The sequence below is a fragment of the Halorubellus litoreus genome (assembly GCF_037081675.1).
GTDB lineage: Archaea > Halobacteriota > Halobacteria > Halobacteriales > Natrialbaceae > Halorubellus > Halorubellus litoreus.
In genome coordinates, this window is the sequence record NZ_JAZAQL010000002.1 from 1144415 (window position 1) to 1158796 (window position 14382).

Annotated in this window: 16 protein-coding genes; 2 read left to right on the forward strand and 14 right to left on the reverse strand. The window is 68.2% G+C overall.

The window, feature by feature from the left end; translation table 11 throughout:
* Positions 1-127: 127 nt before the first annotated feature.
* From paaE to paaA, 5 genes are read right to left on the reverse strand one after another with little or no spacing between them, the layout of a single operon-like run.
* A complete protein-coding gene (gene paaE / locus VYJ16_RS13155; protein WP_227130773.1) occupies positions 128-298 on the reverse strand; it encodes a 1,2-phenylacetyl-CoA epoxidase subunit PaaE in 171 nt (56 codons plus the stop codon).
* 1 nt (position 299) lies between these two features.
* Positions 300-773 carry a 1,2-phenylacetyl-CoA epoxidase subunit PaaD gene (gene paaD, locus VYJ16_RS13160; protein ID WP_336350764.1) on the reverse strand — a complete coding sequence of 158 codons (474 nt, stop codon included), beginning with the start codon at positions 771-773 and terminating at the stop codon, positions 300-302.
* Between the two features lie 33 nt (positions 774-806).
* Complete coding sequence (paaC, locus tag VYJ16_RS13165) at positions 807-1679, reverse strand: 1,2-phenylacetyl-CoA epoxidase subunit PaaC (RefSeq protein ID WP_336350765.1); 873 nt, start codon at positions 1677-1679, stop codon at positions 807-809.
* Entirely contained in the window at positions 1679-2023 is a 345-nt protein-coding gene (gene paaB, locus VYJ16_RS13170; RefSeq protein ID WP_336350766.1) for a 1,2-phenylacetyl-CoA epoxidase subunit PaaB, read from the reverse strand. The genes paaC and paaB overlap by 1 nt, the downstream gene beginning before the upstream one ends.
* 4 nt (positions 2024-2027) lie before the next feature.
* The gene (paaA, locus tag VYJ16_RS13175) at positions 2028-2972 is read right to left on the reverse strand and encodes a 1,2-phenylacetyl-CoA epoxidase subunit PaaA (RefSeq protein WP_336350767.1); all 945 of its coding nucleotides are present in this window, start codon (positions 2970-2972) and stop codon (positions 2028-2030) included.
* A gap of 102 nt (positions 2973-3074) precedes the next feature.
* Here paaA and VYJ16_RS13180 point away from each other — a divergent pair, with 102 nt between their 5' ends.
* Positions 3075-3719 (forward strand): helix-turn-helix domain-containing protein, encoded by a 645-nt coding sequence (locus tag VYJ16_RS13180; RefSeq protein ID WP_336350768.1) that lies wholly within the window; start codon positions 3075-3077, stop codon positions 3717-3719.
* Positions 3720-3742: 23 nt separating this feature from the next.
* Here the strand turns inward: VYJ16_RS13180 and VYJ16_RS13185 are convergent, their stop codons facing one another.
* From VYJ16_RS13185 to VYJ16_RS13195, 3 genes are all read right to left on the reverse strand, one after another.
* Positions 3743-5866 (reverse strand): sensor histidine kinase, encoded by a 2124-nt coding sequence (locus VYJ16_RS13185; RefSeq protein ID WP_336350769.1) that lies wholly within the window; start codon positions 5864-5866, stop codon positions 3743-3745.
* Between the two features lie 278 nt (positions 5867-6144).
* Positions 6145-6531 carry a PaaI family thioesterase gene (locus VYJ16_RS13190; protein ID WP_336350770.1) on the reverse strand — a complete coding sequence of 129 codons (387 nt, stop codon included), beginning with the start codon at positions 6529-6531 and terminating at the stop codon, positions 6145-6147.
* Positions 6532-6613: 82 nt separating this feature from the next.
* Positions 6614-7351 carry a queuosine precursor transporter gene (locus VYJ16_RS13195; RefSeq protein WP_336350771.1) on the reverse strand — a complete coding sequence of 246 codons (738 nt, stop codon included), beginning with the start codon at positions 7349-7351 and terminating at the stop codon, positions 6614-6616.
* 224 nt (positions 7352-7575) lie between these two features.
* On the opposite strand from VYJ16_RS13195, the gene VYJ16_RS13200 reads away from it, so the two are divergent.
* Entirely contained in the window at positions 7576-8340 is a 765-nt protein-coding gene (locus VYJ16_RS13200) for an enoyl-CoA hydratase/isomerase family protein (RefSeq protein ID WP_336350772.1), read from the forward strand.
* Positions 8341-8352: 12 nt separating this feature from the next.
* Here the strand turns inward: VYJ16_RS13200 and VYJ16_RS13205 are convergent, their stop codons facing one another.
* The 6 genes from VYJ16_RS13205 to VYJ16_RS13230 all read right to left on the reverse strand — a co-directional run bounded on the left by VYJ16_RS13205 (position 8353) and on the right by VYJ16_RS13230 (position 14313).
* Positions 8353-9183, reverse strand: a complete 831-nt coding sequence (locus VYJ16_RS13205) for an alpha/beta fold hydrolase (RefSeq protein WP_336350773.1) — start codon at positions 9181-9183, stop codon at positions 8353-8355.
* Between the two features lie 111 nt (positions 9184-9294).
* On the reverse strand, positions 9295-10923 hold the full coding sequence (locus tag VYJ16_RS13210) for a long-chain-fatty-acid--CoA ligase (RefSeq protein ID WP_336350774.1): 1629 nt from the start codon (positions 10921-10923) through the stop codon (positions 9295-9297).
* 137 nt (positions 10924-11060) lie between these two features.
* Positions 11061-11933 carry an amidohydrolase family protein gene (locus VYJ16_RS13215; protein ID WP_336350775.1) on the reverse strand — a complete coding sequence of 291 codons (873 nt, stop codon included), beginning with the start codon at positions 11931-11933 and terminating at the stop codon, positions 11061-11063.
* A gap of 155 nt (positions 11934-12088) precedes the next feature.
* Positions 12089-12847 (reverse strand): GIDE domain-containing protein, encoded by a 759-nt coding sequence (locus tag VYJ16_RS13220; protein ID WP_336350776.1) that lies wholly within the window; start codon positions 12845-12847, stop codon positions 12089-12091.
* A 98-nt stretch (positions 12848-12945) separates the two neighbouring features.
* On the reverse strand, positions 12946-13794 hold the full coding sequence (locus VYJ16_RS13225) for a GIDE domain-containing protein (RefSeq protein ID WP_336350777.1): 849 nt from the start codon (positions 13792-13794) through the stop codon (positions 12946-12948).
* A 99-nt stretch (positions 13795-13893) separates the two neighbouring features.
* Entirely contained in the window at positions 13894-14313 is a 420-nt protein-coding gene (locus VYJ16_RS13230) for a hypothetical protein (protein WP_336350778.1), read from the reverse strand.
* Between the last annotated feature and the right edge of the window lie 69 nt (positions 14314-14382).

Sequence of the window (14382 nt, forward strand, 5' to 3'; positions counted from 1 at the left end):
TCGCGGACGCCGTATGCTCGCGCGGTCAGTTCACGCAGAAACGGCGTCCTCGCGGACGCCGTATGCTCGCGCGGTCAGTTCACGCAGAAACGGCGTCCTCGCGGACGCCGTATGCTCGCGCGGTCAGTTATTCGAACTTCTCGAACGGTTGCTCGCAGCTGTTGCAGTAGTGCATGGAGCGGCACAGCGACGGGCCTTTCGGGTGTTCGCGTTCGGTCTCCGTCGACCCGCAGTACGGGCACTCCGCGCCCTCCATGTCGCCGCTCGTCTGGACTGAGGGGTCGAGTCGTCGACTCATGCTAGACGCTCAGGCCGAAGTCGTTCAGGTCGGCCTTGCCCTGTTCGGTCACCATCTCGAGGCCCCACGGCGGGTTCCACACGAGGCGGAGATTCACGTCGTCGACGCCGTCGACGCTCGCGACGCGCTCCTCGACCTCGCTCATCAGCATCTCGCGAGCCGGACACCCCGAGTACGTCAACGTCATGTCGACCTCCGCGTGGCCGTCCTCCACGGTGACGCCGTACAGCAGGCCGAGGTCGACGATGCTCACGGGCATCTCGGGGTCCTCGATGTCGTAGAGCTCGTCCCAGACCGCGCGCTCGACGCCGTCGGCGTCGGCGCCCGTCGCCGGGAGCTCCTCGGTGGTCGGCGCGTCGACGTACTCGTACTCGGTGTACGCGCACGCCGTCGCAGCGGGCTCGTCGCAGTCGTCTGGTGATGCGTCGACGTCCGTCGGGACGTCGCTTGGGTCGTAGGGTACGTCACTATCCATCGTGTGGTATCTCTCTCAGTTGATGACGAGACGTCAGGCCTCGTCGGGGTCCTTCATGATGCGGTTCGCCTCGTGGCGATCGAGCTTCCGGTACGTGTGCGTGAACTCCTCCTGGAGGTCGAACCACGCGTCCGTGTGGGACTGGTCGCGGCCGACGTGCTCGGGGAGTTCGAACTCGCTGTGGTGGACATCGTACTGCTCGGGGAGTTCCGCGTCGTCCACGTTCACGCCGAGGTCCTGGAAGAACGGGACGACGACGTCCAGCCACTCCTCGCGCATGACGTCGAGCGGTTCCGTCCGCAGGCCGAGGTCGTCGATGCGGTCCTCGACTTCCTCGTCCGTCGGCGCGAACAACGTGAGCGCGTACGGGAACAACCGGTCGAACGCCTCCTGGAGTCGCTCCAATCCCTGTTTCTCCTCCGCGAGTCGACTCATCCAGTTCTCGGCGTGCTCGCGGTGATAGTCCTCCTCCTGAACGATCTTCGGGACGCGGTCGCGGATGCGCGGGTACGACGACTCCTCGAGCGCCTCCAGGCGGATGTACTCCGCCTGGTCGTAGAGGTACGACCGGACGATGGCGTCCGCCCAGTCGCCCTCCGCGAACGGCTGCTCGACGAGCGTACTGTGACGCCACTCGCCGGGGTCGCGCTCCCAGACGAGCTCGCTCTCCGTGTACCCGAAGTCCTCGAGGAGGTCGTACCAGAGGCGGGCGTGCCCGAGTTCGTCCTGCGCGATGTTCGACAGCGCCAGGTCCGACTCCAGCGTCGGGGACCGCACCTGCCACTCCGTGTACCGCTCCGCGATCACGAACTCGTCGTCCGCGAGCCGATAGAGGAGGTGCTCGACGGCCTCCTGTTGCTCGTCACTCAACTCGTCGGGCGCCGGCAGTGACTCTTTGACCGCCATCAGTCACCACCTTGCGCTTCCTGCTTCTCCTGCTGGACCTTCCGACGGCGCTCCGCTTCGACCTGCTCGTCGGTGGACTCCGCGACCTCCGACGCCGCCGCCTCGAAGTCGTACGTGGACGCCCACCGGTAGGACTTGTCGGTCGTCCCGCCGAACTTCGCGTCCTCCGTGTCGACCTCGCCGATCTCGTCCTTCGGCGCGACCCACAGGCTGTTCGTCGGCTTCCGTCGTGCGTGCTGGACCTCCGCGAACATGAGCGCCATCTGTCGGTCGGGCGCGTGCACGTTCCCGCAGTGCTCGTGGTAGTCGCCAGCGTTCTCCTGGCGGAATACTTCCCAGATCATGGTCTTAATCAGCCGCCTGCTGTTGCGTGCCACCGAACTCGCGAGCCTCGTGCTCGTCGAGGACCTCGCGGACCCAGTCGACGGCCTCCTGTGCGGCCTGCCGGCCGTTTATCTGCTGGTGGCTGCCGTCGTAGTCGTTCTTCGCGATGGTGAAGAACTCGTCCCAGTCCAGGTCCTCCTCGACGACCTCGTACGTGCCGTCGTCGTTCTCGCGGATACGCGGCTCGTCGGGGATCTCGAGGCCGTACTTCTTCGCCTTCGGGATGTACGCGTTCAGGAACGCGTTCCGGAGCTCGTCGTTCCCCATCTGCTTGAGGCCGACCTCGCTCGCGAACCCGTGGTGCGTGGACTTGTCGTTCGTCGGCCCGAAGAACTGGATGATGCGCGGCCACCACTCCTCGAAGGCCTCCTGGGTCATCTCCTGCTCCTTCTTCGAGCCCGTCATGAGCTCGTGGAGGATGGCTTCGCCGTGCTTGACGTGGAAGCCCTCCTCGAAGCAGACCTTGTCCATCGCGTGGGCGTACGGCTCCCAGCTCGTGCGCTTGAGCGTCGCCTGGCGTCGCATCGCGGCGCCGTCGACGAAGAACGCGATCATCGGCGTCTCGACCCAGTCGTCCATCGGGTAGTGGAAGCAGTTCAGGAACTTCCCTTCGCCGTTGGCGAGCTCGTCGAGCATCTCGTCGCGCGTCTTCAGGCCGAGGGACTCGGCCGCTCGGTAGAGGAGTTGGCCGTGCCCGATCTCGTCCTGGACCTTCGCGCTGCACGCGAGCTTGCGGTCGAGGCTGGGGGCTTCGCGGATGAAGGGGCGTTCGAGGTACGCGCCCATGATCTCGGAGTTCGCGTGGAACTGGATCATGCGGGTCGCGGCTTTCCGGTACTCCTCTGGCAGGTCGTCTTTGGGGCTGAACTCGCGCGGGCCCGCTCGACGTTTGACCTCCTCGATGTCCATAATGGTTCATCATCACGTAGCACGTCCAGCGACAAACGAGTACACCACCACATGTACGGGCCTTAAGTACCCGTGGGTGGTAGTGGCTGTCGTGATGGTCGCGTGATAGAGGAGTGTCTCGTCGTCGAGTTCCGCGTCACCGGCGACGACTGCCCGCTCGCCGCCGCCACGCGCGAGACGGAGACCACCGTGGACGCGAACCCGCCGCAGTTACGCCAGGACGGGAACGTGCTCCTGCAGTGCTCGGCGAGCGCGAGCGATGCGGACGCGCTCGCGGACGTCCTCGACACCGACGACCGCCTCCGGTATCTGCACGCGGCGCGCGTCGACGAGCGCGTCAACTTCCGGTGTCTCTCGAAGCACCCGTGCGTCGTCCAGCGACTCACCGACGCGGGGTTCATGGTGGAGTCGCTGCGGTACGACGAGGGCGAGGAGCGTTACACGGGCGCGGTCGTCGGCCGGGACGTCCTCGAGGGGGTGATGGCGGCCGCGGGCGAGACCGTCGGCGTGACGCTCCAGCGCATCTACCCGCTCGGCTCAGAGGACGACCAGGCGGTCGCGGAACGCTGGCCGTTCACGACCGCACAGGAGGAGGCGATGCGGACCGCGTACGACCTCGGGTACTTCGAGGTCCCGCGGCGCGTGGACGCGGGCGAGGTCGCCGACGCGCTCGGCGTCAGCAAGTCCGCGTTCCTCGAACGCCTCCGCCGCGGGCAGGCCGCGGTCTTCGACCAGCTGTTCGGGTGAACTCGCGGCCGCTCCCGGAGAGTTCAGTCGTCCGCCTTTTCCCCGGTCACGTCGCTCGGCGCGCCCGACGCCGCGCGGTCCCGCTCGCCGGCGACGGCGACGACGAAGCGCGCGCCGCCGGCGTCGCTCTCGGTGACAGCCACCGACCAGTCGTGCGCGTTCGCGATGGTCTCGACGATCGCGAGCCCGAACCCGGTCCCGTCCTGTCGGGACGTGACGCCGGATTCGAACACCGAGTCGCGTTCGGCCGGCGGGATGCCGTCGCCGTCGTCACCCACGGCGAACGCGACGACCGCCCGGTCCTCGGGCGTGTCCGAAGCGTCGCCGTCGTCTTCGTACTCGACGTCGACGGTCACCGAGACGTCGCGACCGCCGTGCTCCACGGCGTTCCGGAACAGGTTCTCGAGGAGTCGCTGGAGCCGCGACCGGTCGGCTTCGATGGTCGCGCCCGTGCTGGCGTCGAGCGTCGCCTCGGCGGTCGCGACCGAATCCCAGGCGTCCTCGACGACCGAATCGAGCGACACCGTCGTCACGCCTTCGACGGAATCGCCTTCCCGAGCCAACGCGAGCGCGTCGTCGATGATCCGCTCCATGCGTTCGTGCGCGGCCGCGACCTCGTCGAGCGCGTCGAGGTCGCCGTCGCGCGCCATCTCGAGGTAGCCGTTCCCGACAGTCAGCGGATTCCGGAGGTCGTGACTGACGACGCTCGCGAACTCGTCCAGGCGCTCGTTCGTGCGTTCGAGTTCGCGCTCCCGGCGGTTGCGCTCGGTGACGTCCCGCGAGTTCAGGACGACGCCGTCGACGACCGGGTCGTGGACGAGGTTCGACGCGAACGTCTCGAACACGCGATACGAGCCGTCGGCGTGCCGGATGCGGTACTCGACGCGCGTCTCGTACCCCGGGTCGTCGACGCCGTTGCGGAACTCGGCGACGATGCGGTCGCGGTCGTCGGGATGCAATCGCTCCCGGCCCTCGCGTCCGACCCACTCGTCCTGGTCGTACCCGAGGAGGGACTCGATGGCGGGGCTGTCGTACTTGATTGTGCCGTCCGCGGCGAGGACGGTTATCATGTCCGAGGAGTTCTCGATGAGCCGCTGGTAGCGTTCCTCGACGCGACGACGCTCGGTGACGTCGCGGAGGAGGACGAGCCGCGTCCCGTGGTCGGCGTCCGAGAGCGACTGCACGTTCACGTCGAAGTGCTTCGTGTCCTCGCCCGCGTCGACGGTCACCTCGTCCGGCGTCTTCACGGCGGGGGAGACGGCGGGTTCGAGGAACGGGAACGCGTTCGTCGCGTTCTTCCCCACGAGTTCGGAGACGTCCGGCGTGCCGAGCGTGGCGACCGCGGGGTTCGCGTCGACGATGTGGTCGGTGTCGTCGACGACGACGACCGCGTCCTGCATGTCCTCGATGACGGTGTCGCGAGCGACCGGCGAGATACGCAGCAGGTCGTGCCGGGAGACCGCGTACCAGAGCGGGAAGACGGCGAACCCGAACCCGACGACGGTGAGGTCGACGTTGTTCTGCGGTCCTTGTCCGAGGAACCAGACGACGTTCATGAGGAACGGGAGGGTGACGCCGACGACGACGGCGAGCGATTGCGCGCGGAAGAGACTCTCCGACCGGATCGCCTTGCGAACGAGGAGGCTGATGGACGTCACGATGACGAGGTAGGAGACGAGCACGTGTGCGCGAGCGGCCGGTCCGAGCGACCGTTCGAGTTGAACGACGCCCGCGATGGTCTGGGTGTCGACGGCGACGACGTAGAGCTGGTGGTACCGCGGGCTCGTTAGGAGTAACGCGAAGATGGCGATGGCTTCGACGACGAGCGGACCGAACGTCCACCGGTTCACCCAGCGGTCGTTGTCGGTGTACGCGAGCGCGAACGCGAGCAACCCGAGGGTGCCGCCGGCAGCACCGACGTACTGGACGGCGAGGAACGCTCGCTTCGCGGCGAGCGTCGTCGCGCTGAGCTGGAGGACGTCACCGAACCCCCACGCCGCGATGGAGAGCGTCAGGAGGACGAACGCGCGGACGACCAGCAGATCGAGTTTCCGTCGACGGATCGTGACGATGTACGCGAACAGCGCGAACGAGAGCGTCGCGGAGACGGCGGTCGGGATGACGTACGGCGTGAACTGCCAGGCCATGGCGACGAGTATAGATGGAAACGTCGCTGCGCGTTCTTTAGTGTGATGGGCACAAGGGCGGTCATCGCCGACGGTGCTCGTCGTTCGCCGTGGTTCGGTGGGTCGAGGGGCGCCGTCACCGTTCGAGCGACGGCGAACCGATACCGGTCGTTATCCAGTCTTGTAGACGCTGCGGATAGGCGAGCATCCGGCGGCCTCCAGGCCGCCGGTTCCGTTATCCAGTCTTGTAGACGCTGCGGATAGGCGAGCATCCGGCGGCCTCCAGGCCGCCGGTTCCGTTATCCAGTCTTGTAGACGCCGCGGGCGTCGGCGACGAGGGTGTCGTCCTCGACGGCGAAGACTTCGACGTCGACGGTGCCGACGTCGCCGCCGACGCGGACGACGTCCGCTTCCGCGCGCAGGTCGCCGGTGCCGGCGTCGAGGTAGTCGATGCGCATGTCGATGGTGGGGACGGGCTGGTCGACTTCAGAGACGAGCGCGGCGCCGCCGACGGTGTCGGCGAGCGTGAACGTCACGCCGCCGTGGGCCATCAGGCGGTCGGCGTTCCACGACAGGTCCTCGCGCATCTCCAGGTATCCTTCGGCGTGGCCGTCCGCTGCTTCGGTCACGTCCACGCCGAGCAGGTCGGCGAACGGCATCTCCTCGAAGAACGCTTCGATGTCCATACCGGCCCTCCGGCCGGCGGCGAGATAAAACGTGGTGGGTCGGCGCGGTGACTGACGTACCGAGTGGTGGACGGCCGCTGGTCTATCGCGTCGCGGGTTCGGCCTGCGTGCTGCCGTCGCCGTATGCCTCGACGAGCGCGACGACCGCGTAGACGAACGGCGTGTCGACGAGTGCGACGAGGAGCTTGAAGACGTACTGGCCGACGATGAGCGAGAGGATGACGTTCGTCGGTGTGGCCCCGCCGGTGCCGAGGACGGCGGGCGCGATGGCGAACGCCACCGTCACGAAGATGACGGTGTCGAGGAACTGGCTCGTGGCGGTCGACCCGATGTTGCGGAGCCAGAGCTTCTCGCCGTCGGTGTAATCGCGGATGCGGTGGAAGACGTAGACGTCCCAGTTCTGGCTGACGACGTACGCGAGCAGCGACCCGAGGACGATGTTCGTGCTCGCGCCGAGGACGGTCGCGAACGTCGACGGGTCGATGGGCTGGTCGGGGAGCGCCGGCGCGTTGATCGTCGACCAGACCAGCAGGAGGACGACGAAGTTCATCGCGAACCCGACGTTCACCATCACGGTCGCCGCCTTGCGGCCGTAGAGTTCGGCGTAGCAGTCGCTCGCGAAGAACGTGAGGGCGTACGCGAGCGCCGCACCCGGGAGGATGATGGCGGCGCCGGTGACGGGGAGCGAGAGCGGGAGGCCGAACATGAGGAGTTTGCTTGCGGTGAGCTGTGCGGTCGCGAGTGCCGTGACGAAGAGTCCGATGAGCGCGACCTGTCCGATGGCGGCCGCGTCTCCGGCCCGAGGCGCCCGTGTTGCCATGTCGGATAGCCGTGCGCTCGGGAAGGTTTTGAGGGTTTCCATCCGGTACGGCCGAATCCGGTGAGAGCACCCCGTCGGTTCGTCGAGTCGTACCGAACGAGCCCTCGGGGGTGGTCGCGGTCTTCCTCGAAGGCTACCGGCGTGGTCCGGGCGCCGGTCGTCGGGACGGTGACTCCCGTGGTGACCCCCGAACAATTAAGCACCAATGGAGAGTTCAACGAGGTATGCGAGTAGCAGACGAAGACGGCGTGCGGACGATAACGTTCGACCGACCGGGGATGATGAACGCGATGGACATCGAGGTGGCGGAGGAACTCGCGGACGCGGTCGACGAGGCGTCCGTCGAGGAGCACGACGCGGTCGTCATCACGGGCGACGACCCGGCGTTCTCCGCGGGCGGGGACATCCAGGCGATGAAGCAACGCGAAGAGGGCCCCCACGAGGCCTACGAGCGCGTCGCGGACTCGTTCAACCGCGCGGCGGCGACGATCATGCAGTCGCAGGTGCCGGTGGTGGCGAAGGTGAACGGCGACTGCGTCGGTGCGGGCCTGGCCATCGTCGCGGCCGCGGACTTCGCGTACACCGTCCCGGACGCGACGTTCTCGTGTGCGTTCATCCGCATCGGTCTCATCCCGGACACGGGCGCGACGTTCACGCTCCCGAAGCTCCTCGGGCTCCGGACCGCGAAGCGACTGACGATGACCGGCGAGTTCTTCGACGGCGAGGAGGCCGAACGCATCGACCTCGTGAACGAGGCGGTCGACCCCGAGGACCTCGACGAGGCGGTCGACGCCATCTGCGGGAAGCTCGGCCGACGGCCGACGCGGACCGTCGGGATGACGAAGCAAGCGATCCACGAGAACCTCGACAACGACTGGCGGAAGGCCCTGGACTACGAGAACCACATGCAGGTGCAAGCGTACATGATGGACGAGCACGAGGAGGGCGTGGACGCGTTCCTCGAGGGCCGCGACCCCGAGTGGGACTGAACGACGGGGTATCTACGCGTCCGCGGTGAGGAACCGACGGATCGCGCCGTCGAACGCTTCGGGGTGTTCGATGACCGCGTCGTGCCCGACGCCGTCGAGGAGCGCGAGCCGGCCGTCCGGGAGGCGGCGGGTGGCGTCGCGGAACCCGCGCTCGTCGAAGAACGGGTCGTCGGTGCCGCCGACGACGAGCGTCGGGACGGGCACGTCGTGGAGGGCGTCCCGGCCGTCGTGCGCGAGACTGGCGTCGACGGACGCCGTGAAGTCGCTCGGATGCCTGGGAGTCGCGAGCAGGTCGTAGCCCGCGCTCCCCGCCTGGAGGAGTTTCGCGCGCAATCCGGTGGCGACGAGTCCGTACGCGTCCCGGTAGATCGGCCCCCAGCGTTCCCCTCTGGCGAGTGCACGCCAGCGCTGGAGCCTGGTCTCGCCCGCGGTCGACAGCTCGGTGCCGGCGAGGCCGAGTATCGCGCGGTCGACGCGGTCCGGGCGGTCCGCGGCGAGGTGCTGGACGACGAACCCGCCGAGCGACAGCCCCAGGAGGTCGACGCGCTCGACGCCCTCCGCGGTCGCGAGCGCGTCGAGCGCCGTCGCGTAGTGCCCGGCCATCTCGCGGGTCGTTCGCGCACCGGCGAGTCCCGGCGGTCGCGACAACATGTAGACCGTGCGGGCGTCCCGGTATCGACGCAGATAGAGCGCCATGAGTCCCGCGAACCAGCGGGCATCGCCGACGCGCTTCAATGGGTCGTTCAACCCGGGGACGACGACGAGGACGCCGTCGGCGTCGCCGCCACCCTGGACGCGAACGTACGAATGGCCGTGTATCGACCCGGTGGCGACGACTCCCATCACGCTCCCGGTAGCGAGCGCACGGAGAAAAGGCGGTCGACTTCCCCGCGTCCACGGCCGGTCGGCGACGACGCCGTCGTCGGCGAGGAGGACGAGGCGCTCGCGAGCGCGTCAGCCCTGGCCGACCATCGACTCCTCGCCGTCCCACTCCCGCTGCCGGAGCTCGTACTTCTGGACCTTCCCGGTCGCGGTCTCGGGGAGTTCCTCGACGAACTCGACGCGCGTGATCCGTTTGAAGCTCGCGACGCGGTCGGCGACGAAGTCCTTCAGGCCGTCCGCGTCCACGCTCGCGTCCGGAGCGAGCACCACGAACGCCTTCGGCGTCTCACCCCACCGGTCGCTCGGCGCGGGGATGACCGCGGCCTTGGACACCTCGGGGTGCTCGTAGAGGACGTCCTCGAGTTCGATGGTGGAGATGTTCTCGCCGCCGGAGATGATGATGTCCTTCTTGCGGTCCTGGATGGCGACGAACCCGTTCTCGTCCCACGTCGCCAGGTCGCCCATGTGGTAGTAGCCCTCGCGGCGTTCGCTGAACGCCTCCTCGGTCGCCTCTGGCTTGTTCCAGTACTTCTCCATCACCTGGTTCCCGCGGACGACGATCTCGCCGATGGTCGACCCGTCCCGCGGGACGTCCTCGCCGTCCTCGTCGACGACGCGGACTTCGGTTCCGAGGTACCCGATGCCCTGGCGTTTCATGAGGCCGAACCGCTCGTCGTCGGACTTGTCCGCGAAGTGCCGCGGCGCGTGCGAGGTCGTGATGAGCGGCCCGGTCTCGGTCGCGCCGTAGACGTGCATGAGCGTCCACCCGAACTCGCCCTCGACGGTGCGGAGCGTGGACTCCGGCGGGGCGGCGCCCGCGGTCGCGGCGCGCACGGGGTTCGCGCCCGTCGTCGCGACGTCGCCGTCGTGCTGGTCGTAGTAGTCCATGAGCATGTTCAGGACCGTGGGGGCCGCGCAGAGGTACGAGACGTCCTCGGTCTGGATGGCGTCGAAGACGTCGGCGGCGTCGACGCCGCGCGTGCAGACGTGCGTCGCGCCGTTGCCCGTGATGGAGTAGATGTGCCCCCAGCCGTTGACGTGGAACATCGGGAGCGTCCACAGGTAGACGTCGTCGTCCGATATCTCCTGGTGGGCGGTGACGAGGTACGAGTGGAGGGTCTCCGCCCGGTGCGTGCGGCAGACGCCCTTCGGGTCGCCCGTGGTGCCCGAGGTGTAGTTGATGGTGACGACGTCGTCCTCGGCCATCTCCGGGCGCTCGTAGTCGGCGCCGGCACCGTCGGCGTCGAGGCGTGCGTCGAGTTCGGTCTCGACGTCGCGCCAGTCGCCGTCGACGGCGTCCGGGTCGTCCGTCACGAACAACTCGGTGGGGACGTCGTCGCGGACGGCCTGTATCTTCTCGGCGTACTCGTGGTCCGCGTAGACGACGTCGACGCCGGCGTCCTCGAGGATGTACGCGTAGTCGTCGGGCGTGAGCCGGTAGTTCAGGGGCGTGTGGACGGCGCCGAGCTGCATGATTCCGTACGCGGCTTCGAGCTGGTAGTGCGTGTTCGGGTCGAGGACGGCGACGCGGTCGCCCTTCGCGACCCCTTCGGTCTGGAGGAACGCGGAGAACGCGTCGGCGCGCGCGCCGAGTTCGCGGTACGTGTAGCGGTCGCCCGTCGTCGCGACGACGGCCGTCTCGTCGGCGTAGTGCCGGCGGGCTCGGTCGAGGAAGTCCGTGACCAGTAGCGGCTTGTGCATCAACGATGATTACGTTCAGGGGCGTTCAATAATCCCGGGTTGATTCAATAGTTACCGGAATTCCGAGCCGAGCGAATCGTCGCCCGACGCCCCCTCTCTGCATATTCGTGACGCTTCCCGAAACAGTGACGCGTGCCTCAGAGCCCGAGGAACTCCTCGGCGTTCTCCCAGAGGAGCTTTCGCTGGACCTCCTCGCTGTACTCGAGGTTCGCGAACTGCTCCATCCACTTCTGGGGGTCGAGCATCGGGTAGTCGGTGCCGAACATCACCTTGTCCTTGAGGACGGTCTTCGCGTAGTGCAGGACCTGGTCGTCGATGTACTTCGGCATCCACCCGGAGAGGTCCATGTAGACGTTGCCCTTCTGCTGGCAGATGGCGAGTTGCTCCTTCTCCCAGGGGAACGCGGGGTGCGCGATGAGCATCTGGAGGTCGGGGTGGTCGGCGGCGACGTCGTCGAGCAGCATCGGGTTCCCGTACTTGATCTTCAGGCCACGGCCACCGGGCGCGCACGCGCCGAGCGTCGAGTTCCCGCCGTGGAAGACGCAGGGCACGCCGAGGTCCTCGATGGTGTTCCAGAGGTCCTCGTGCTCGGGGTCGCTCGGGTCGAACCCCTGCGCGATCTGCTGGAACTTGAACCCGGAGAGGTCGAGGTCCTCGACGCAGCGGATGGCTTCCTCGACGCAGTCGTCCTTCAGGGGGTCGACGCTCCCGAACCCGACGAAGAAGTCGTCGTGCTCGTCCCGAACCTCGGCGACGTAGTCGTTCGGGACCGGCGGATTCCCGGTGTTCGTCTCCGCGTCCCACCCGAGCAGGACCGCTTTCGCGATACCGGCGCGCTCGTACTCCTCGCGCATCTGCTCGTAGTCGTTCGGCACCATCTCCTTCCCGAAGCGCTCCGCGGCGTCCTGCATCATCTCGCCGCCGGCGGTGAACAGGAACTCCTCGGTCGGCTGGTGGGCGTGCGTGTCGATAGCCCGCGGTTCGTCCGCGAGCACGTCCGGGAGACTCATACGTTGGCCTGGTACTGCCACTCGCAAAAACGTACCCATCGCTGGACCCGCGACGGGTCGCGGTCAGAACGCGAGCGCGGCGAACGCGACGAGCGCGACGCCGACACGTCCGCAACGCCGACGCGTCGGCGACGACGCCCGCGTTGCCGTTGGACTCAGCCGACGAGGAACCAGTTCGCCGGAATCGCCGAGAGTCCCGCGACGACGAGAGCCACGCCCAGCAGGACGTAGAGCCGCCAGGGTCCGCCGCCCGCGTCGACGGCTTCGGGGGCGGCCGTGGAAACGACCGCGGGGCCGTCTCCGGTGACGACGAGGTCGCCGTCGCGGCGCTCGGCGGTGCCGAGGACGTACACCTCCTCGTCGGGCGTGACGAGGCCCTCGCTGTACCGGCGCGTGCCGTCCCTCCGCTCGGTATCGAGCACGTTCAGGTTCGACCCTCGCTGTTCGGGGATGCCGTCGGTCTTCGTCTCGAAGACCTTCACGGCTCGCGGCGGCGAGTCGTCGGGCGCGACCTCGTGTCGTTCCCGCATCCGGTCCGGGTCCACGGTGACGTCCGCGTCCTCCGAGAAGTCGATGGCGACGGTTCCGGTGTCGTCCTCGAGGACGAACGGCACGGCCTCGTGGCCGGTAGCGAGCGTCGACCACCGACTGCCGCTGTCGCTCTCTCGCCACTCCTCGACCGTCCACCCGGCGACGAGGTAGCTCCGCGCGGAGAACGGGGCGCGGTTCCCGGTGAAGTCGGGTTTGCGTGCGACGCCGTGCAGGGCGACGGGCCCGGGTTCGGTGAGCGCCTCGACGTCCGACACCGGCGTGTTCGACAGGGCTCGGGCCGTGACCCCGGACCGCCATCCGTACCCCGCGACGAGCGCACCGAGGACGACGGCCAGGCCAGCGACGGGCATAGGCACGGCCATACTTGGTTTCACTCCTGTCCGCCTGGACACAAGGTCGTTCCGGTTGCGGTCGGGTCGGCAGTACCGACGCGAGCGCGGCCGAGGACGGCCCGTCGCGGTCAGAACGCGAGCGCGGCGAACGCGACGAGTGCAACGCCGACGACCGCCGCGGGGAACGCGAACCCGGAGTGAACGAGGAGTTCGGTGCGGCCGCGGTCCGAGAGCACGAACGGCCCGGAGTCGCGAGCGACGACCGTTCGCTCGCTGCGGGCGTCGGTGTCGACGTCCACAGCCGTCCGGGTCACCTCGCCGAGCACGAAGACGTCGTCGCCGGGTTCGAGCGTCGCCTCCTCGTGCTCGCGCTCGCCGTCCTCGGCGCCGGGCGAGAACGGGACCTCGATGCTCTCCTGTTGGCCGCTCGCACCGGCGGCCTCGGCGGCGGTGACGTCGAACGACTTCGGCGTGTGCGCCTCGAACGACGAGAACGACACGACCGTCTCGCCGTCCGTGACGCTGTTCCCGAGCGTTCCGGTGGCCGCGACGCCAGCGGGTTCGTTCCTGACGTTCGCGCCCGCGTCGACGAGCACACGTCCCGTGTCGTCGCGAACGTAGAACGGCGTGGAGCGATACCCCGTGGAGACCTCCTCCCAGTTCTGGCTGAACGTCTGCCCGTCGTCGACGACGTCCGTCGGACTATCGGTGTGCTGGCGGTGCGTGCGGAACTCCTCGGTTCGCCAGGCCGCGACGACGGCGTCGTCGTCCTGGAACTCCGGGCGGACGACCGCGTCGTCGTCGACCAGTTCGACGGTGCCGGAGACCGCGACCCGGTCGCCCGGCTGGGCGTCGGCCGCGTCCACGACCGGCGTGCCTCTGATGAGCGAGAACATCGCGCGGCGGCGGAGCGCCCACGCGACGGCGAGGACGCCGACGCCCGCGATGGCGAGCCGAAGCCAGAGCGTGTACGCCATATCGTTCCAGAACTCACGCAGCCGTACAAAGTCCTGCCGGTCAGATAACTCGTTTCGCCGGGGTGAGCCAGTGACGCCGTTCGGGATTCCCGGAACCGGTCAGTCGGAGCCCTCGACGTCCGTGGACGAGGGATCTTCCTCGCCGCCAGTTCCGGCCTCGGCCGATTCGAGCGAGCGCGAGGCAGCCGAGAGCAAGAGTTCGACGACGAGGAACGCGCCCACGGCAGCCCAGAACTCGTCGAGGACGGTGCTCGTCGCGACGTGCGCGACGAGGACGACGACGAGCGCGGCCGCACACGCGCCGACGGCCCACGCGACGCCGTGCCAGCGCGCGTCGTGCTCCGGCCACGACCGCGAGTACGTCCGCGGCACCGACACCCCGAGAACGAACATCGTCAGGAACCCCAGTGACTCGTTCCCGACGAGGTCGGTGACGAAGTAGCCGGTTGGGATGGCGACCGCGATAGCGGTGACGACGACGACGAATCGCGTCGACGAGAGGTACGACCGAACGTCCATGCGCCGTACTCCCCGGCGCGGACGCAAAACGCTTCGCACTCGCTGTAACCCTGCTTCCAGGAGCGAACG

What these genes read in the sequence shown, in the direction of transcription:
- paaE (WP_227130773.1), bottom strand. Translation starts at nt 298, where the DNA reads ATGAGTCGACGACTCGACCCCTCAGTCCAGACGAGCGGCGACATGGAG.
- paaD (WP_336350764.1), bottom strand. Translation starts at nt 773, where the DNA reads ATGGATAGTGACGTACCCTACGACCCAAGCGACGTCCCGACGGACGTC.
- paaC (WP_336350765.1), bottom strand. Translation starts at nt 1,679, where the DNA reads ATGGCGGTCAAAGAGTCACTGCCGGCGCCCGACGAGTTGAGTGACGAG.
- paaB (WP_336350766.1), bottom strand. Translation starts at nt 2,023, where the DNA reads ATGATCTGGGAAGTATTCCGCCAGGAGAACGCTGGCGACTACCACGAG.
- paaA (WP_336350767.1), bottom strand. Translation starts at nt 2,972, where the DNA reads ATGGACATCGAGGAGGTCAAACGTCGAGCGGGCCCGCGCGAGTTCAGC.
- VYJ16_RS13185 (WP_336350769.1), bottom strand. Translation starts at nt 5,866, where the DNA reads ATGGCCTGGCAGTTCACGCCGTACGTCATCCCGACCGCCGTCTCCGCG.
- VYJ16_RS13190 (WP_336350770.1), bottom strand. Translation starts at nt 6,531, where the DNA reads ATGGACATCGAAGCGTTCTTCGAGGAGATGCCGTTCGCCGACCTGCTC.
- VYJ16_RS13195 (WP_336350771.1), bottom strand. Translation starts at nt 7,351, where the DNA reads ATGGCAACACGGGCGCCTCGGGCCGGAGACGCGGCCGCCATCGGACAG.
- VYJ16_RS13200 (WP_336350772.1), top strand. Translation starts at nt 7,576, where the DNA reads ATGCGAGTAGCAGACGAAGACGGCGTGCGGACGATAACGTTCGACCGA.
- VYJ16_RS13205 (WP_336350773.1), bottom strand. Translation starts at nt 9,183, where the DNA reads ATGGGAGTCGTCGCCACCGGGTCGATACACGGCCATTCGTACGTTCGC.
- VYJ16_RS13210 (WP_336350774.1), bottom strand. Translation starts at nt 10,923, where the DNA reads ATGCACAAGCCGCTACTGGTCACGGACTTCCTCGACCGAGCCCGCCGG.
- VYJ16_RS13215 (WP_336350775.1), bottom strand. Translation starts at nt 11,933, where the DNA reads ATGAGTCTCCCGGACGTGCTCGCGGACGAACCGCGGGCTATCGACACG.
- VYJ16_RS13220 (WP_336350776.1), bottom strand. Translation starts at nt 12,847, where the DNA reads ATGGCCGTGCCTATGCCCGTCGCTGGCCTGGCCGTCGTCCTCGGTGCG.
- VYJ16_RS13225 (WP_336350777.1), bottom strand. Translation starts at nt 13,794, where the DNA reads ATGGCGTACACGCTCTGGCTTCGGCTCGCCATCGCGGGCGTCGGCGTC.
- VYJ16_RS13230 (WP_336350778.1), bottom strand. Translation starts at nt 14,313, where the DNA reads ATGGACGTTCGGTCGTACCTCTCGTCGACGCGATTCGTCGTCGTCGTC.